This window comes from Pseudomonas paraversuta (genome assembly GCF_904067025.1).
GTDB classification, from domain to species: Bacteria; Pseudomonadota; Gammaproteobacteria; order Pseudomonadales; family Pseudomonadaceae; genus Aquipseudomonas; species Aquipseudomonas paraversuta.
This window is the reverse complement of record NZ_CAJFDA010000001.1, coordinates 606092-621361: the sequence shown is the minus strand read 5'-3', so window position 1 is coordinate 621361 and position 15270 is coordinate 606092. Positions and strand designations below refer to the sequence as shown.

16 protein-coding genes are annotated in these 15270 nt (G+C 59.9%); 2 read left to right on the top strand and 14 right to left on the bottom strand.

The genetic code is table 11. The features are described 5' to 3' along the window. Window positions 1-13: 13 nt before the first annotated feature. From JQ848_RS03005 to JQ848_RS02945, 13 genes are all read right to left on the bottom strand, one after another. Entirely contained in the window at window positions 14-958 is a 945-nt protein-coding gene (locus tag JQ848_RS03005) for a S66 peptidase family protein (RefSeq protein WP_010655475.1), read from the bottom strand. A gap of 4 nt (window positions 959-962) precedes the next feature. Next, window positions 963-2003: a lipoyl synthase gene (gene lipA, locus JQ848_RS03000; RefSeq protein ID WP_060696818.1), complete on the bottom strand. Its 1041-nt coding sequence runs from the start codon at window positions 2001-2003 to the stop codon at window positions 963-965. Between the two features lies 1 nt (window position 2004). Next, complete coding sequence (gene lipB / locus JQ848_RS02995) at window positions 2005-2652, bottom strand: lipoyl(octanoyl) transferase LipB (RefSeq protein WP_003444175.1); 648 nt, start codon at window positions 2650-2652, stop codon at window positions 2005-2007. Beyond that, window positions 2652-2927 carry a DUF493 domain-containing protein gene (locus JQ848_RS02990; RefSeq protein ID WP_003444178.1) on the bottom strand — a complete coding sequence of 92 codons (276 nt, stop codon included), beginning with the start codon at window positions 2925-2927 and terminating at the stop codon, window positions 2652-2654. Before JQ848_RS02990 ends, lipB begins: the two co-directional genes overlap by 1 nt. 78 nt (window positions 2928-3005) lie before the next feature. After that, window positions 3006-4163, bottom strand: a complete 1158-nt coding sequence (locus tag JQ848_RS02985) for a D-alanyl-D-alanine carboxypeptidase family protein (protein ID WP_003444180.1) — start codon at window positions 4161-4163, stop codon at window positions 3006-3008. A 175-nt stretch (window positions 4164-4338) separates the two neighbouring features. Next, window positions 4339-5325 (bottom strand): septal ring lytic transglycosylase RlpA family protein, encoded by a 987-nt coding sequence (locus JQ848_RS02980; protein ID WP_003444183.1) that lies wholly within the window; start codon window positions 5323-5325, stop codon window positions 4339-4341. Then, window positions 5325-6347: a lytic murein transglycosylase B gene (mltB, locus tag JQ848_RS02975; RefSeq protein WP_177413000.1), complete on the bottom strand. Its 1023-nt coding sequence runs from the start codon at window positions 6345-6347 to the stop codon at window positions 5325-5327. The genes JQ848_RS02980 and mltB overlap by 1 nt, the downstream gene beginning before the upstream one ends. A gap of 5 nt (window positions 6348-6352) precedes the next feature. Then, entirely contained in the window at window positions 6353-7456 is a 1104-nt protein-coding gene (rodA, locus tag JQ848_RS02970; RefSeq protein WP_165439601.1) for a rod shape-determining protein RodA, read from the bottom strand. A gap of 34 nt (window positions 7457-7490) precedes the next feature. Next, window positions 7491-9383, bottom strand: coding sequence for a penicillin-binding protein 2 (gene mrdA / locus JQ848_RS02965; RefSeq protein ID WP_003444190.1), 1893 nt, complete (start codon window positions 9381-9383; stop codon window positions 7491-7493). Window positions 9384-9395: 12 nt separating this feature from the next. Then, a complete protein-coding gene (gene rlmH, locus JQ848_RS02960) occupies window positions 9396-9863 on the bottom strand; it encodes a 23S rRNA (pseudouridine(1915)-N(3))-methyltransferase RlmH (RefSeq protein WP_003444191.1) in 468 nt (155 codons plus the stop codon). A gap of 9 nt (window positions 9864-9872) precedes the next feature. After that, window positions 9873-10367: a ribosome silencing factor gene (rsfS, locus tag JQ848_RS02955; RefSeq protein WP_003444202.1), complete on the bottom strand. Its 495-nt coding sequence runs from the start codon at window positions 10365-10367 to the stop codon at window positions 9873-9875. Between the two features lie 71 nt (window positions 10368-10438). After that, window positions 10439-11104 (bottom strand): nicotinate-nucleotide adenylyltransferase, encoded by a 666-nt coding sequence (nadD, locus tag JQ848_RS02950; RefSeq protein WP_165878380.1) that lies wholly within the window; start codon window positions 11102-11104, stop codon window positions 10439-10441. 25 nt (window positions 11105-11129) lie between these two features. Continuing rightward, window positions 11130-12401, bottom strand: a complete 1272-nt coding sequence (locus JQ848_RS02945; protein WP_202210249.1) for a glutamate-5-semialdehyde dehydrogenase — start codon at window positions 12399-12401, stop codon at window positions 11130-11132. A gap of 176 nt (window positions 12402-12577) precedes the next feature. Here JQ848_RS02945 and JQ848_RS02940 point away from each other — a divergent pair, with 176 nt between their 5' ends. Together JQ848_RS02940 and JQ848_RS02935 are read left to right on the top strand one after the other, a co-directional pair. Then, complete coding sequence (locus tag JQ848_RS02940; protein WP_127196873.1) at window positions 12578-13255, top strand: DNA-3-methyladenine glycosylase; 678 nt, start codon at window positions 12578-12580, stop codon at window positions 13253-13255. A gap of 78 nt (window positions 13256-13333) precedes the next feature. Then, window positions 13334-14650 carry a bifunctional DedA family/phosphatase PAP2 family protein gene (locus tag JQ848_RS02935; protein WP_003444211.1) on the top strand — a complete coding sequence of 439 codons (1317 nt, stop codon included), beginning with the start codon at window positions 13334-13336 and terminating at the stop codon, window positions 14648-14650. A gap of 13 nt (window positions 14651-14663) precedes the next feature. Here JQ848_RS02935 and JQ848_RS02930 read toward each other — a convergent pair whose 3' ends face one another. Next, window positions 14664-15266, bottom strand: a complete 603-nt coding sequence (locus tag JQ848_RS02930; protein ID WP_003444214.1) for an LON peptidase substrate-binding domain-containing protein — start codon at window positions 15264-15266, stop codon at window positions 14664-14666. Window positions 15267-15270: the final 4 nt, after the last annotated feature.

The window sequence follows — 15270 nt, the reverse complement described above, 5'->3', positions numbered from 1 at the left end:
GAAGGGGTAAGGGTCAGGTTACAACTGGCTGTTCGAGCACCAACTGCTGTTGGTCCGCATCCAGCCTGACCTGAGCCCCCAGTGGCAACGTCAGGTTTGGATTGCAATGCCCGCTGCGCCAGCCAGCCAGTACCGGTATGCCCAAAGGCCCCAGCTCCTGCTGGAGCAGCCGGTGCAGCGCCACGCTATCAACCCCGGCGAAATCCCCCACCAGAACACCACGCAGCCGATTCAGCTTACCTGCCAGACGCAAGTGCGTAAGCAGGCGATCGACCCGGTACAAAGGCTCGTTGACGTCTTCGATAAACAGAATGATGCCTTCATCGTCCAGCTCAAACGCTGAACCGATGGTGGCGCAGATCATCGACAGGTTGCCGCCCAGCAAGCGGCCGCTGGCACTGCCCGGGGCCAGGGTGGTCAGGGCAAAGGCTGGCGGATGCTCCAGGACGGGCGATTGCTGCCCGCTCAACATCTGCCATAAACCGGACTCGGTCGGCTCCAGCTTGTTACCCAGCAAATCGGCGTTCAGCATTGCCCCGTGAAAGGTCACGAAGCCTGCATAACGGGTGATCGCCAGATGCAGCGCGGTGATGTCGCTGTACCCCACAAAAGGCTTGGGGTTGCGGCGCAGCAACGCAAAATCGATACCTGCCAGCAGGCGCGGGCTGCCATAGCCACCGCGCAAACAGAAAATGGCATCAACACTTTCATCCGCAAACGCATCGTGCAAATCACGCAAGCGAACAGCGTCTGAACCTGCAAGATAGCCATCCTTTTCCCACACCCCCGGCAATACCCGAAGCTGATAGCCGCGTGCGGCCATCCATTGGGTGGCGAGTTCGAGATCCAGTTCGGCGGGACCTGCCGGGGCGATCAGGGCGATCACCCCGCCAGCGGGAAGCGCGGGCACCGCGCTGTGGGCCTTGTAAGACACCTGCGCGGTGAGCCGGCTATTCATGGAGTCAGGCGCCTACCAACATGGTCTTGACCAGCTTGGCCTGTTCGTCGGCGTGGTACGACGAACGTACCAGAGGGCCCGACGCCACGTTTTTGAAGCCCATTTTGTAGCCTTCTTCGGCAAACCAGGCGAATACGTCCGGGTGCACGAAACGCTGTACCGGCAAGTGGCTGCGCGACGGTTGCAGGTACTGGCCCAGGGTCAGCATGTCGATGTCGTGTTCGCGCATGCGCTTCATCACTTCAATGACTTCTTCGTCCGTCTCGCCCAGACCCAGCATCAGGCCGGATTTGGTCGGGATGTGCGGCATCATTTGCTTGAAGCGCTGCAGCAAGGTCAGCGACCACTGATAGTCAGAACCCGGACGTGCAGCCTTGTACAGGCGCGGCACGGTTTCGAGGTTATGGTTGAACACATCAGGCGGCTCGGCAGCAGTGATTTCCAGTGCCACGTCCATCCGGCCACGGTAATCGGGCACCAGGGTCTCGAGCAGCACGTTCGGCGACAGCTTGCGGATTTCGCGGATGCAGTCGGCAAAGTGCTGGGCACCGCCATCACGCAGGTCGTCACGGTCCACCGAGGTGATCACCACGTACTTCAAGCCCAGGTCAGCGATGGCAATCGCCAGGCTTTGCGGTTCATTCACGTCCAGCGGCTTCGGCCGGCCGTGGCCAACGTCGCAGAACGGGCAGCGACGGGTGCAGATGTCACCCATGATCATGAAGGTCGCGGTACCACCCGAGAAGCATTCGCCCAGGTTCGGGCAGGATGCTTCTTCGCACACGCTGTGCAGCTTGTGCTTGCGCAGCAGCGCCTTGATGCGGTCGACCTCCGGCGAGACCGGGATGCGCACGCGAATCCAGTCCGGTTTCTTCGGCAGCTCGGTGGTCGGAATGATTTTTACCGGGATACGCGCAACCTTCTCGGCACCGCGCAATTTAACGCCGGTCTCGACCTTGGAACGGGCCTCGTTCGCACGGGCCACACGTTCTGAGATATCCAGCGTAGGGATCAGGGTTTGAACAGCGTCTTGCGCAGTAGTCATATCAATCAATTCCGCCCGTAAGGGTCGTCTGCTCAGCATAGTCGAGGTGTTTGACGAGCTGCGTACGCAGCCGGGCACCTACCTCGGCAAATTCAATCGGCCCTGCATGGTCACGCAACTGGGTCATCGCCAGCCCCGCATAGCCACAGGGGTTAATCCGTCGAAACGGTTCCAGGTCCATGTCCACATTCAGTGCCAGGCCGTGGAAAGAGCAGCCATTGCGAATTCGCAGGCCCAGGGAGGCGATTTTAGCCCCCTCAACATACACCCCTGGCGCATCAGGTTTGGCTGCGGCGGTCACGCCGTAGCTGGCGAGCAGGTCGATCAGGCAATGCTCGATCCGGGTAACCAGATCACGTACACCAAAACCGAGGCGCCGTACGTCGAGCATCAGGTATGCGACCAGCTGCCCGGGACCGTGGTAGGTCACCTGGCCACCGCGGTCGGACTTGACCACCGGGATATCCCCCGGCAGCAGCAGATGTTCGGCCTTGCCTGCCTGCCCCTGGGTAAATACCGGCGGATGCTGCACCAGCCAGACTTCGTCCGCCGTGTGCTTGTCGCGACCGTCGGTAAAGTGCTTCATCGCCAGCCAGGTGGACTCATAGTCGGCCACACCCAGCTCGCGAATACCCAGCACCTGCGACATCAAAGCACCATGTGCACGAAGCCGGTGGCTCGCAGTTCGCTGTTGATGTTGTACAGCTGGTCCTGATCGGTCGCAACGATGTGCAACTGGATCGTGGTGTACTTGCCATTGGTGCTCTGGCGCTCGTCAACACGATCATCGTTTACCGTCGCGTGCTTTTTCACGATATCGATGATCTTGTCCTTATTGCCCACACCCGTGTCGCTGATCACCTTAACCGGATAATCAACGTTCGGAAATTCGATCTTTGGCGCCTTTACTTCGGTATCGGTCATGGCGTATCGGCCTCGTAAGCCCAGAACTACATACGTGCCCCGCGCAGGGTAAGCGCGGGGTCATACAGGTGAGTGCAATCAGTTGAACAGGCCGTAAAAGAATAGACGGATGCTGTCCCATACGCGTCGGAAAATACCACCTTCCTCGACAGGCTCAAGTGCAATCAGGTCAGCGCTGTGCACGACCTTGTCGTCAAGTTTGACTTCAACCTTGCCGATCACGTCGCCTTTGGCAATAGGCGCCATCAGCTGAGGATTCATGGTCATGCTTGCTGCCAGCTTTTTCAATTGGCCTTTAGGCAGGGTCAGGGTCAAATCTTCAGCCAGACCGGCTTTGACCTGATTGGTGGTGCCTTTCCAGACAGGAGCCTGAGCCAGTTCAACACCCTTCTGGTAGAAGGTCTGGGTTTCGAAGAAACGGAAACCGTAGGTCAGCAGCTTCTGGGTTTCAGCAGCACGTGCCGCTTCGCTGTTGGTACCGAATACCACAGCAATCAGACGCATGCCATCGCGAACAGCCGAAGACACCATGCAGTAGCCGGCTTCGTCGGTGTGACCGGTTTTCAGACCATCAACGGTCTTGTCGCGCCACAGCAGCAGGTTGCGGTTAGGCTGCTTGATACCGTTCCAGAAGAACTCTTTCTGCGAGTAGATCGCGTAGTGAGTCGGATCTTCGTGGATGATCGCGCGTGCCAGCAACGACATGTCGTGGGCAGACGAATAGTGATCCGGGTTCGGCAGGCCGGTCGGGTTCATGAAGTGGCTGTTGGTCATGCCCAACTCACCGGCGGTCTTGTTCATCATGTCGGCGAACGCATCTTCGCTGCCGGCAATGTGCTCGGCCAGGGCTACGCTGGCATCGTTACCCGACTGGATGATGATCCCGTGCAGCAGGTCGCTGACCGAAACCTGGGTACCTACCTTGATGAACATCCGCGAACCACCGGTGCGCCAGGCGTTCTCGCTGACAGTTACCGGATCGTTCTCGCCGATCTGGCCGCGACGGATTTCCAGGGTCGCGATGTAAGCGGTCATCAGCTTGGTCAGGCTGGCCGGCGGCAGACGCTGGTCGCCGTTGTTTTCAACCAGCACGTTACCGCTGTTGGCATCCATCAGGACATAGGCCTTGGCAGCCAGTTGTGGCGGCGACGGCATCATCTCGACTGCCCAGGCAGCCGGGGTGATGATCAGCGGGACAAGCAGGCACAGGCGTTTGGCAAAGGTGGTGATGTTCATCCGTCTCTCGAAATTGTTAATGGAAACTTACCCTCGCGGGCAAAACTGTTCTGACAGCCGTTTGACTGGCTGTCGCGTATTCAGTTGCAAACCTGCCCCTCGAAGGGCTTTTGTTCTTGGCCCTTGCAACTGCGTTTGCGCCCCCAGGCCTGGAGGCACAACGCTTTAACCGGTGTTACTGATCGGTCACAACGCTCGGCTGGCCCAAATTGGCCAGTCGCACGCTGTTTTGTGTCTGCTGCACTTCATTTACCGAGGCAATCGGCCCCATGCGAACGCGGTGCAAGGTTTGTTGATTACGCACAACCGAGCTGATGAACACGGGAGCGCTGACCATGCCACTGAGTTTGGAACGAAGCAACTCGGCGGCATCCGGATTGGCAAAAGCGCCAACCTGCAAATACGTGCCCTGGCCTTTGACCATCGGGCTGACCGGCACGACATCGGCGGCATGCTGCTGGGCTGGTGGCGTCCATTGCTCGACCTTGCCGGTCGTCACTGTCGGGGCGGTGTTCTGGGCCACTTTCGGCTCATTGAGCATCAATGGCGCCGGGCGCCCACGTTGCGCCCACCAGGCTTGCGGGTCAATGCCTTCAACCTTGACCCGTGCGGTGCCGGTTTCGGCATAGCCCAGTTTCTTGGCGGCTGCGTAGGACAGGTCGATGATGCGGTCCGAATAAAACGGGCCACGGTCGTTGACCCGCAATACCACGGCCTTGCCGTTATCCAGGTTGGTTACCTTGACATAGCTGGGCAGCGGCAGGGTCTTGTGCGCCGCGCTCATGCCGTACAGGTCATAAACCTCGCCATTGGCGGTGTTCTGGCCATGGAACTTGGTGCCGTACCAGGACGCAGTGCCCGAGGCCACGTAGGTCTTGGACTCTTGCATCGGGAAGTAGGTCTTGCCCAGCACCGAGTACGGCGCGGCCTTGTAAGGACCGGAGTGCAGGGTCGGCGTCGCGTCCGGGATGCGCGAAACATCGACGTCCCACCACGGCGCGCCGTCCTTGTGGGCACGGTTGATGTCCAGCCCCGGTTTGGAAACAACGGCCGTCGGCTTTTGCGGGCTGTTCGGACGACTGCTGGTGCAGCTCACCACCAGCAGCGCAATAGCGGCGCAGGTTGCGAGTTTAAGAGGTGTGCGGATTGCTAGAAACGGCATTACTTGTTGCCCCGTGCTTGAACCAGCAAGTCGGACAGTTGATGCACTGCCATGGCGTACATCACGCTGCGGTTATAGCGCGTGATCGCATAAAAATTCTTCAGGCCCATCCAGTATTCAGGGCCATTGACGCCTTCAAGACGGAACGCCGTGACCGGCAGGTCGTCCGGCAGCGCATCATGACCCGACCAGCCCAGCGCTCGCAACTCCCCGACGGTTTTGACCGGTTCGATGCCCTGGGTCAAGCCTTCATCTGCCCTGTCGCCCTGTACGTCGGCACGCACCACCACCGGTTCACCGGCCACCCAGCCGTGACGCTTGAAGTAACTGGCAACACTGCCGATGGCGTCGTCCGGATTGCTCCAGATATTAATGTGGCCATCGCCGTCGAAGTCCACTGCGTAGGCACGAAAGCTGCTCGGCATGAACTGCGGCAACCCCATGGCCCCGGCATAAGAGCCCTTGAGGCTCAACGGATCGACTTGTTCTTCGCGGGTCAGCAGCAGAAATTCACGCAACTCCTTGCGGAAAAACTCGGCGCGCGGCGGGTAGTCAAAACCCAGGGTCGACAGCGCATCAATCACCCGATAGCTACCGGTGTTGCGCCCGTAAAAGGTTTCGACACCGATAATCGACACAATGACCTGGGCCGGAACCCCATACTCCTTTTCGGCACGGGCCAGCACGGCTTCGTGCTCACGCCAGAAATCCACACCCCGGGCCACGCGGGCGTCAGAGATAAAGATCGGGCGGTATTCCTTCCACTGTTTGACCCGCTCCGCCGGACGCGAGATCGCATCGAGGATGCTTTGCTTGCGCTCGGCATCACGGAACACGGCCATCAGCTGCTCGCCGGCAAACCCGTAATCGCGAGTCATTTCACCGACAAACTCAGCCACCTGGGGCGAGCCTTCATAGTCGCCGGCCACCGCGCCCTGCGCTGCCCCGAACAGACCCAGCAGGCCCATCCAGGACGCGTATCGAGCGGCCCAGCCACGCATTACTTGCATTGAATTCTTCACCTTAATCAAACTTGTGCGATCCACTTGCGATGAGTGTGGATCGACATCAAAACCCCAAACGCTGACAGCAGCGTCACGAGCGAAGTTCCGCCGTAACTAATGAACGGCAATGGCACGCCCACCACCGGTAACAGGCCACTGACCATACCGATGTTGACGAAAACATAAACAAAAAACGTCATGGTCAGGCTGCCCGCCAGCAATTTGCCGAACAGCGTCTGTGCCTGGGCGGTAATCACCAGGCCCCGACCAATCAACAACAGGTAGATCAACAACAGCGCACAGATACCCACCAGACCGAACTCCTCCCCCATCACCGCAATGATGAAGTCGGTGTGACTCTCAGGCAGAAAATCCAGGTGCGACTGGGTGCCCAGCAGCCAGCCCTTGCCGAATACCCCGCCCGAACCGATGGCGGCCTTGGACTGGATAATGTTCCAGCCGGTGCCCAGCGGATCGCTCTCAGGATCGAGAAAGGTCAGGATTCGCTGCTTCTGGTAGTCATGCATGATGAAAAACCACATGGCAATTGCCACCGGCACGGCCGCCGCCAACACGCTGATAATCCAGCGCCAGCGCAAGCCACCCATAAACAGCACGAACGCGCCGCCCGCCAGAACCAGCAGCGCGGTGCCGAGGTCGGGCTGACGCACGATCAGACCAAAGGGAATGCCGATCAGCAGCAAACTGACTGCCACGTGTTTGAGTTGTGGCGGTAGCGTGCGTTTGGACAGATACCAGGCGATGGTCGCCGGCATCAGAATCTTCATGAACTCCGAGGGCTGGAAGCGAATGACCCCCGGTATGTTGATCCAGCGCGTAGCGCCCATGGCGTTGTGGCCCATGACATCCACCACCACCAGCAACATCACCCCGACCAGGTAGCCCACCGGCACCCAGCGCGCCATAAAGCGGGGCTCGAGCTGGGCGATGATAAACATCGACACCAGGCCGATGCCGAAGGATGTTGCCTGTTTGCTCAGCAAGTCCCAGCTTTTACCGCTGGCCGAATAGAGTACAAACAGACTGCCCGCAGCCAGGGTCAGGAGCAGAATCAGCAGCGGACCATCGATATGCAAACGCTGCAGCAGCGTGGCACGTCGACGCATCACGTCCTCACTGGAGAGGATGCGGTCAAAATTACTAATCATTGGCCGTAACCTCTGCCTTTAAAGGGCTGGCGTATTCGGGTTTGAGCTTGCCGTCAGCATCCAGCAACCAGGCATCCATGACCTTACGCACCACCGGCGAGGCAACCCGACTGCCCGCCTCACCGTTTTCAATCATGACCGAGACGGTAATTTGCGGGTTGTTGGCCGGGGCAAAGCCGACAAACAAGGCGTGGTCACGGTGACGTTCCTGAACCTTGGAGCGGTCGTACTTCTCACCCTGCTTGATCGCCACGACCTGCGCCGTACCACTCTTGCCGGCAATCAGGTATTGCGCCCCGACGCCTGCAACCCGCGCAGTGCCGCGGGCACCGTGCACCACTTGCTGCATGCCGTGACTGACCTTGGCCCAGCTGGACGGGTCGCGAAGAATGATATCGGGCATCGGGTTAGGATCGACCGGCGCCACGCCCTCAATGGTTTTGGCCAGGTGCGGGCGAATCCACTTGCCCTTGCTGGCAATCAGCGCAGTCGCCTGCGCCAGCTGCAGAGGCGTGGACTGCATATAACCCTGACCAATCCCCAGAATCAGGGTCTCGCCCGGGAACCAGGCCTGACGCCGGGTCGCGCGCTTCCACTCCCGGGACGGCATCAAGCCAGCCGACTCTTCGAACATGTCGAGGGAGACTTTTTGGCCGATACCGAACTGGTTCATGTAGGTCGACAAACGATCGATGCCCAGCTTGTGGGCCAGATCATAGAAATAGGTGTCGTTGGACCGCATGATCGCGGTGTCCAGGTCGACATAGCCATCACCGGTGCGGTTCCAGTTACGGTACTTGTGATCGTAATTGGGCAACTGGTAATAGCCCGGATCGTAGACCCGGGTCGAAGCATTGATCACGCCACTGTCCAGACCGGCAATCGCTACTGCCGGCTTGATGGTCGAGCCGGGCGGGTACAGACCGCGCAAGATGCGGTTGAACAGCGGGCGGTCAATCGAATCGCGCAACTCGGCATAGGCCTTGAAGCTGATGCCGGTGACAAACAGGTTGGGGTCAAAGCTTGGCTGACTGACCATGGCCAGCACTTCACCGGTCATCGGATTCAGGGCAACTACCGCCCCGCGCCGACCGGCAAGTGCTTCTTCGGCCGCCTCTTGCAGCTTGATATCGAGGCTGAGCACGATGTCTTTGCCGGGAATCGGGTCGGTGCGCTTTAACACCCGCAATACCCGGCCCCGGGCGTTGGTTTCAACTTCTTCGTAGCCCACCTGACCGTGCAGCTCGGCTTCATAGAAGCGTTCGATACCGGTTTTGCCGATGTGATGGGTGCCGCTGTAATTGACCGGATCGAGGGTTTTAAGCTCTTTCTCGTTGATCCGCCCCATGTAACCCACCGAGTGCGCAAAGTGCGCGCCTTGCGGGTAATGCCGTACCAGCTGCGCAACCACCTCAACCCCGGGCAGGCGGAACTGGTTCACGGCAATCCGGGCGATCTGCTCTTCGTTCAGCTCAAACAGAATGGGCACTGGCTCAAACGGCCGGCGCCCCTGCTTCATGCGTTTTTCAAACAACGCACGATCTTCCGGCGTGAGCTGCAGGACTTCAACGATAACGTCGAGCACCTGCTGCGAATCGCCCGAACGCTCACGGGTCATGGTCAGGCTGAAACTGGGACGGTTGTCCGCGATCACTACGCCATTGCGGTCAAAGATCAGGCCGCGGGTCGGTGGAATCGGCTGCACATGCACCCGGTTGTTTTCCGACAGGGTCGAGTGGTACTCGTACTGCACCACCTGCAGAAAATACAGGCGTGCAAGCAGGACGCAAATCAGTACCACCACCGCAATTGCGCCGACCACGACTCGTCCGCGCACCAGGCGTGCGTCTTTCTCGTGGTCTTTGAGGCGTATCGGCTGAGACATTCGGGACGCTGACTATTTGTGATAAGGGTGCCCGGACAACACTGTCCAGGCGCGATACAACTGTTCACCAATCAGAATCCGTACTAACGGGTGCGGCAACGTCAAGGGCGACAACGACCAGCGCTGATCGGCGCGCGCGCAAACTTCAGGCGCCAACCCTTCGGGGCCGCCGACCATGAAGTTCACCGTGCGCGAGTCCAGGCGCCAGCGGTCGAGCTCAACCGCCAGCTGCTCGGTGCTCCACGGCTTGCCGTGGACTTCCAACGTAACGATTCGCTCCCCCGGGCCGACCTTGGCCAGCATGGCCTCGCCTTCCTGACGGATAAAACGAGCCACGTCAGCATTCTTGCCGCGGGTATTGAGCGGTATTTCTACCAGTTCAAGCGCCAGCTCGGATGGCAGACGCTTGGCATATTCATGCCAACCCTCTTCCACCCACTTGGGCATACGCGAACCGACAGCGATCAGACGCAAGCGCACAACGAACCCTTATTCCTGGTCTTTGTTGAGCTTGATGAAGTGCTCGTGGGTGTTTTCCGGGCTGTGGTGAGCAGCGTTCAGGGCACGGCTCTGTTCTGCGCCGGACCACAGGCGTTCCAGGTCATAGAACTGACGGGCACTGGCAGTCATCATGTGCACGATCACGTCGTCCATATCCAGCAGGACCCAGTCGCTGTCGCCCTTGCCTTCTTCGCCCAATGGCTTCACGCCCAGCGCTTTGACGGCCTCACGAACCTTGTCCAGCATCGCGCCGATCTGACGGTTCGAAGTACCGGTAGCGATGATCATGAAATCGGTGATGCTGTGCTTGTCACGCACGTCGATGATCTGGATGTCCTGACCTTTAACGTCTTCCAGAGCGGCAACGGCTACTTCAACCAGTTTTTCGCCCTTGAGTGGCTCACCGGTGAATTTTTCAACTGGCAGCGGAGCGCTTTTGGCTTTGCCTGTGCGCTTTACTTTGCTTACGTCTTTGTTCGTCATATAAAAACTCGTTTTGCTCATGTGTTCGGGCGTTTCAATACACGTTGAATCGTGCCTTGAAACGCGCCTTTTCAGTTCGACGCACGGTAAAGTCCGTGCGCATCGATGTAGGCCAGGACCGCGTCGGGCACCAGATAACGTACCGACTTACCGCTGGCCAGCAGTTGACGGATCTGGGTGGCGGATACCGCGAGCGGCGTCTGCCAGACGAATGCAATCTGTCCGCCAGGCCCCTTCAGGGCCAGCGGGTCGCTCACCGAGCGCGCTGCCAGCAGGTTGCGCAAGGCATCCGGCGGTTCGCTGTCGGCATCCGGGCGCTGTAGCACCAGGATATGGCAATGCTGGAGTAAATCCTCCCAGCGGTGCCACGTAGGCAGGCCGCAAAAAGCGTCCCAGCCCAGCAGTAAAAACAACTGGTCATCAGCGGCCAGCTCGGCCCGCATCAGTTCCAGGGTATCAATGGTGTAGGACGGCGTGTCCCGTTGCAGCTCCCGGGAATCCACTACCAGCGTAGCTACTCCAGCGACAGCACACTCAACCATCGCCAAACGGTCGAGCGCCGACACCTGGGGCGTATCGCGATGTGGCGGCCTGGCGTTGGGAGTCAGACGCAACTCGTCGAGCTGCATCATTTCGGCCACTTCCAGGCCACCGCGCAAATGCCCGATGTGCACCGGATCGAAGGTGCCACCCAGAACGCCAATGCGCAGGGGTAACAGGCCGATGGCCGGGGCCACCACTAACGGACTGAGGTCAACCAAGTCAGACCGGCTCCTGGCCGCGCAGCTGACCGTCACCGACCACAATGTACTTCTCGCAGGTCAGACCTTCGAGACCCACCGGGCCGCGGGCGTGCAGCTTATCAGTAGAAATGCCAATCTCCGCACCCAATCCGTACTCAAATCCATCGGCGAAGCAGGTCGGGGTGTTGAGCATCACTGAACTGGAGTCGACTTCGGCCATAAACCGCCGGGCGTCGCCCTGATGTTCGGTGACGATCGAGTCGGTGTGATGGGAGCCGTAGTGATTGATGTGCTCAATCGCCTGGTCCAGACCGTCGACGATCAGGATCGACAAAATCGCATCCAGATACTCGGTGTTCCAGTCATCTTCGGTGGCCGGCAGCACATCGATCAACGCCCGGGTACGTTCGCAACCGCGCAGCTCGACGCCCTTGGTGCGGAACTGTTCGGCCATTGCCGGCAAAAACTGCGCAGCGACGGCCTGATCCACCAGCAGGGTTTCCATCGCCCCGCAGATCCCGTAACGGTAGGTCTTGGCGTTGAACGCGATGCGCTGGGCCTTGGCCAGATCAGCGCGGGCACTGACATAGACATGGCAAATGCCGTCAAGGTGCTTGATGACCGGCACCTTGGCATCACGGCTGACCCGTTCGATCAGGCCTTTGCCGCCACGGGGCACAATCACGTCCACGTACTCGGGCATAGTGATCAGCGCGCCGACCGCAGCCCGGTCGGTGGTTTCAACCACCTGTACCACTGCCGGCGGCAGTCCGGCCTCGGCCAGACCTCGCTGGATGCAGATGGCTATCGCACGGTTGGAGTGAATCGCCTCGGAGCCGCCACGCAGAATGGTGGCATTGCCCGACTTGAGACACAGGCTGGCGGCATCGATGGTCACGTTCGGACGCGACTCGTAGATGATTCCGACTACTCCCAGCGGCACGCGCATCTTGCCCACCTGGATACCCGAGGGGCGATAGCTCATGTCACGAATGGCCCCGACGGGGTCCGGCAAGCTTGCCACCTGACGCAAACCGACAATCATGCTGTCGATGCGGGCAGGGGTCAGCGCCAGGCGCTCCAGCATGGCTGGCTCAAGGCCATTGGCCCGGCCGGCGGCCAGGTCCAGTTCGTTGGCCGCAACCAGCTCCGAACGGGCCGCATCCAGGGCTTCGGCAGCGCCGTGCAGGGCACGGTTTTTCTGCGCCGTGCTGGCGCGACCGATCACGCGGGAGGCTTCGCGAGCAGCGCGACCCAGGCGGGTCATGTAGTCAAGAACGGACTCAGTCATGGTCTCAAGGGTCTTGGCAGGGAGGAAAGCGGCCGATTATAGCTGTCGCGCCGTCTCACGCACAGCGGTGACAGGCGGATGGTCGAAATCGGCCGTAAATACACAGTGTTCAGCCCCGATTAAGCATCCCTTGCTATGATTGGCGACTTTTTAGCCATCTGCTGACCCCCCTGAAGATGCCAATCACGTTGCCCGATACTTTTTTCAATCGCGACGCCCAGCTGCTCGCTCGCGAACTGTTGGGAAAAGTCATTCGTCACCGGGTTGACGGTTTGTGGCTTAGCGCGCGGATCATCGAAACCGAAGCCTATTACTGCGCAGACAAGGGCAGCCACGCGTCCCTGGGCTACACCGAAAAGCGCAAGGCGCTGTTTTTCGATGGTGGCCACATCTATATGTACTACGCACGGGGTGGCGACTCGCTGAACTTCAGTGCCCAGGGCCCCGGCAACGCGGTACTGATCAAGTCGGCCTACCCCTGGCAGGACCCGTTGTCCGGCCCGGCCAGCCTGGCCCGGATGCGACTCAACAACCCTGACACCCAGGGCCGGCCACGCCCGGACCAGAAACTCTGCGCGGGGCAAACCCTGCTGTGCAAAGCACTGGGGCTGAAAGTACCTGACTGGGATGCAAAATGTTTCGATCCCGAACGTTTACGGGTCGATGACGTCTCAGAGGTGCCGTCGCAGATCATTCAAACCACCCGCCTGGGCATACCCCATGGCCGGGACGAGCATTTGCTGTACCGATTTGTCGATGCCGACTACACCGCGTACTGCACCCGCAACCCACTGCGCCGCGGCCAGGTTGAGGGGCGCGACTATATAGTGTTGGAAAACCCGCCCCCTCTGTAGGAGCAAGCTGTTCAACACAGCAACGCAGAGCTCGCATCTGCAGACGATTGAAACAACGATTAAAAAGGAAGTTTTAGCATGGGCCCATGGCTCGATAGCATGACCGGCTGGTTAACGGCCAACCCGCAATGGCTGGGCCTTGCCGTATTTTTAGTGACGTTCTTTGAATGCCTGGCGATCATCGGCTTTATCATTCCGGGCACCATATTGCTGTTCGCGATCGCCGTTCTGGCAGGCAATGGCGCGATGTCACTGGGTGAAACATTGTTGCTGGGGCTGCTCGGAGGTCTGACCGGAGACGTTGTGTCCTACGTCCTGGGCAGACGTTTCCACCAAAACATCCGGCGCCTGCCCTTGCTGCGCCACCATCCTGAATGGATAAACCGCGCCGAAGGCTATTTTCAACGCTACGGGATTGCCAGCCTGCTGGTCGGACGCTTCATCGGCCCGCTGCGTCCTATGCTGCCCATGGTGGCAGGCATGTGCGACATGCCGGTCCCGCGCTTCATCATTGTCAGCCTGCTGGCCGGGGCTGGCTGGTCGGTGGCCTATCTGCTGCCGGGCTGGGCAACAGGGGCCGCGATTCGCCTGCCGTTGCCTGAAGGGTTCTGGCCGCAAGCAGCCATCGTTGCCGCGGGTCTGACTGCACTGCTGGGGCTGAGCATCAATGCCAGCATCCGCCGCCAACCCAAAGCCACGTTATTGATCGGCGCCCTGGGTCTGGCGCTGCTGATCGCGGTGTTCGCGGGCTATCCGTACATGGGCGCTTTTGACCGTGGCATCAGTGCGCTGCTGCAGGAGCACCGCAGCAGCGCGATGGATCTCGGCGCCGTGCTGGTCACGCAAATAGGCAACTTCCACACCCAGTTTGTGGCCGCGGCGCTGCTCTGCGGGTTGCTGCTGGTCACCAAGCAGTGGCGGGCGATGATCTTTTTTGGCGGGGTGACGCTGTTTACGGCCCTGGCCAACACCGCCACCAAACACTTCTTTGCCCGCATGCGCCCCGAAGTGCTGGTGGATCCGCTGACCACCTACAGCATGCCCAGCGGCCATAGCTCCGGCTCATTTGCGTTTTTTATCGCCCTGGCGATTCTGGCCGGGCGCGAACAACCGCAGCGCATGCGCATTACCTGGGTCCTGCTGGGCTGCTTGCTGGCGATCAGCGTGGCGCTGTCGCGGGTGTATCTGGGGGCCCATTGGCCAACCGACATCATGGCCGGCGCCCTGCTCGCCATCCTGGTCAACGCTTTTGCCCTGGCGCTGAGCCAGCGCTACATGCCGCTGCAGCCGATACCGCAGAAGATCTGGTGGCTGATCCTGCCGGCAATCGTTGCTCTGTATGGCTTTTTCATGCTGCACGACTTGTCCCGCGAGTTGCTGCGCTACACCTATTGATGCAGCCCGACGCCTACATCAGGGTTTCGCCCAGCGCCTCGCTCTGCATCTCGTCGAGCAGCACCTGAATCCCGTCCAGACGCTGCTGCGGGTCATCGACCTGCAGCAGTTCGAGCTTGTCCTGTTCGGCAAAGGGCAGCAGGTAGGCCAACTGGTTTGCCAGTGCCTGCTGACCCGGCACTTCAGTGCTCATGTTCAACGCAGCCACCATCGGGTGTTCCGCCAGGGCTTTGAGCAATGCCAGCAGGTCCTGGTCTTCGTGCTCCAGCGGCTGTTCGGGAAGCTCGTCCAGCCAGTCGACCTCGGCCAGCAATAACTGATTGCCCTGAAGCTCGGTGCTCAACACCTCAAAGCGCCGTCCGCCCTCGACCCGTATCCCCAGCAGGCCGTTGTCCTGCTGCTGAAAATCGCGAATCAGCGCTTCACAGCCAATCCGGGCGATATCCTGGGGCGCCTCTCCTACCTCGCCACCTTCCAGGATGCACACCACACCAAAACCCGTGCCTTGCTTCATGCAACGGGCAATCATGTCCAAATAGCGCGCCTCGAAAATCTGCAAGTCCAGCACGCAGCCCGGAAACAGCACGGTGTTCAATGGAAACAGCGGCAAGCTCATATAT

Bases quoted from the DNA above. Each gene is read 5' to 3' on its own strand.
- JQ848_RS03005 (WP_010655475.1), bottom strand. From the start codon at position 958: ATGAATAGCCGGCTCACCGCGCAGGTGTCTTACAAGGCCCACAGCGCG.
- lipA (WP_060696818.1), bottom strand. From the start codon at position 2,003: ATGACTACTGCGCAAGACGCTGTTCAAACCCTGATCCCTACGCTGGAT.
- lipB (WP_003444175.1), bottom strand. From the start codon at position 2,652: ATGTCGCAGGTGCTGGGTATTCGCGAGCTGGGTGTGGCCGACTATGAG.
- JQ848_RS02990 (WP_003444178.1), bottom strand. From the start codon at position 2,927: ATGACCGATACCGAAGTAAAGGCGCCAAAGATCGAATTTCCGAACGTT.
- JQ848_RS02985 (WP_003444180.1), bottom strand. From the start codon at position 4,163: ATGAACATCACCACCTTTGCCAAACGCCTGTGCCTGCTTGTCCCGCTG.
- JQ848_RS02980 (WP_003444183.1), bottom strand. From the start codon at position 5,325: ATGCCGTTTCTAGCAATCCGCACACCTCTTAAACTCGCAACCTGCGCC.
- rodA (WP_165439601.1), bottom strand. From the start codon at position 7,456: ATGCGTCGACGTGCCACGCTGCTGCAGCGTTTGCATATCGATGGTCCG.
- mrdA (WP_003444190.1), bottom strand. From the start codon at position 9,383: ATGTCTCAGCCGATACGCCTCAAAGACCACGAGAAAGACGCACGCCTG.
- rsfS (WP_003444202.1), bottom strand. From the start codon at position 10,367: ATGACGAACAAAGACGTAAGCAAAGTAAAGCGCACAGGCAAAGCCAAA.
- JQ848_RS02945 (WP_202210249.1), bottom strand. From the start codon at position 12,401: ATGACTGAGTCCGTTCTTGACTACATGACCCGCCTGGGTCGCGCTGCT.
- JQ848_RS02940 (WP_127196873.1), top strand. From the start codon at position 12,578: ATGCCAATCACGTTGCCCGATACTTTTTTCAATCGCGACGCCCAGCTG.
- JQ848_RS02935 (WP_003444211.1), top strand. From the start codon at position 13,334: ATGGGCCCATGGCTCGATAGCATGACCGGCTGGTTAACGGCCAACCCG.
- JQ848_RS02930 (WP_003444214.1), bottom strand. From the start codon at position 15,266: ATGAGCTTGCCGCTGTTTCCATTGAACACCGTGCTGTTTCCGGGCTGC.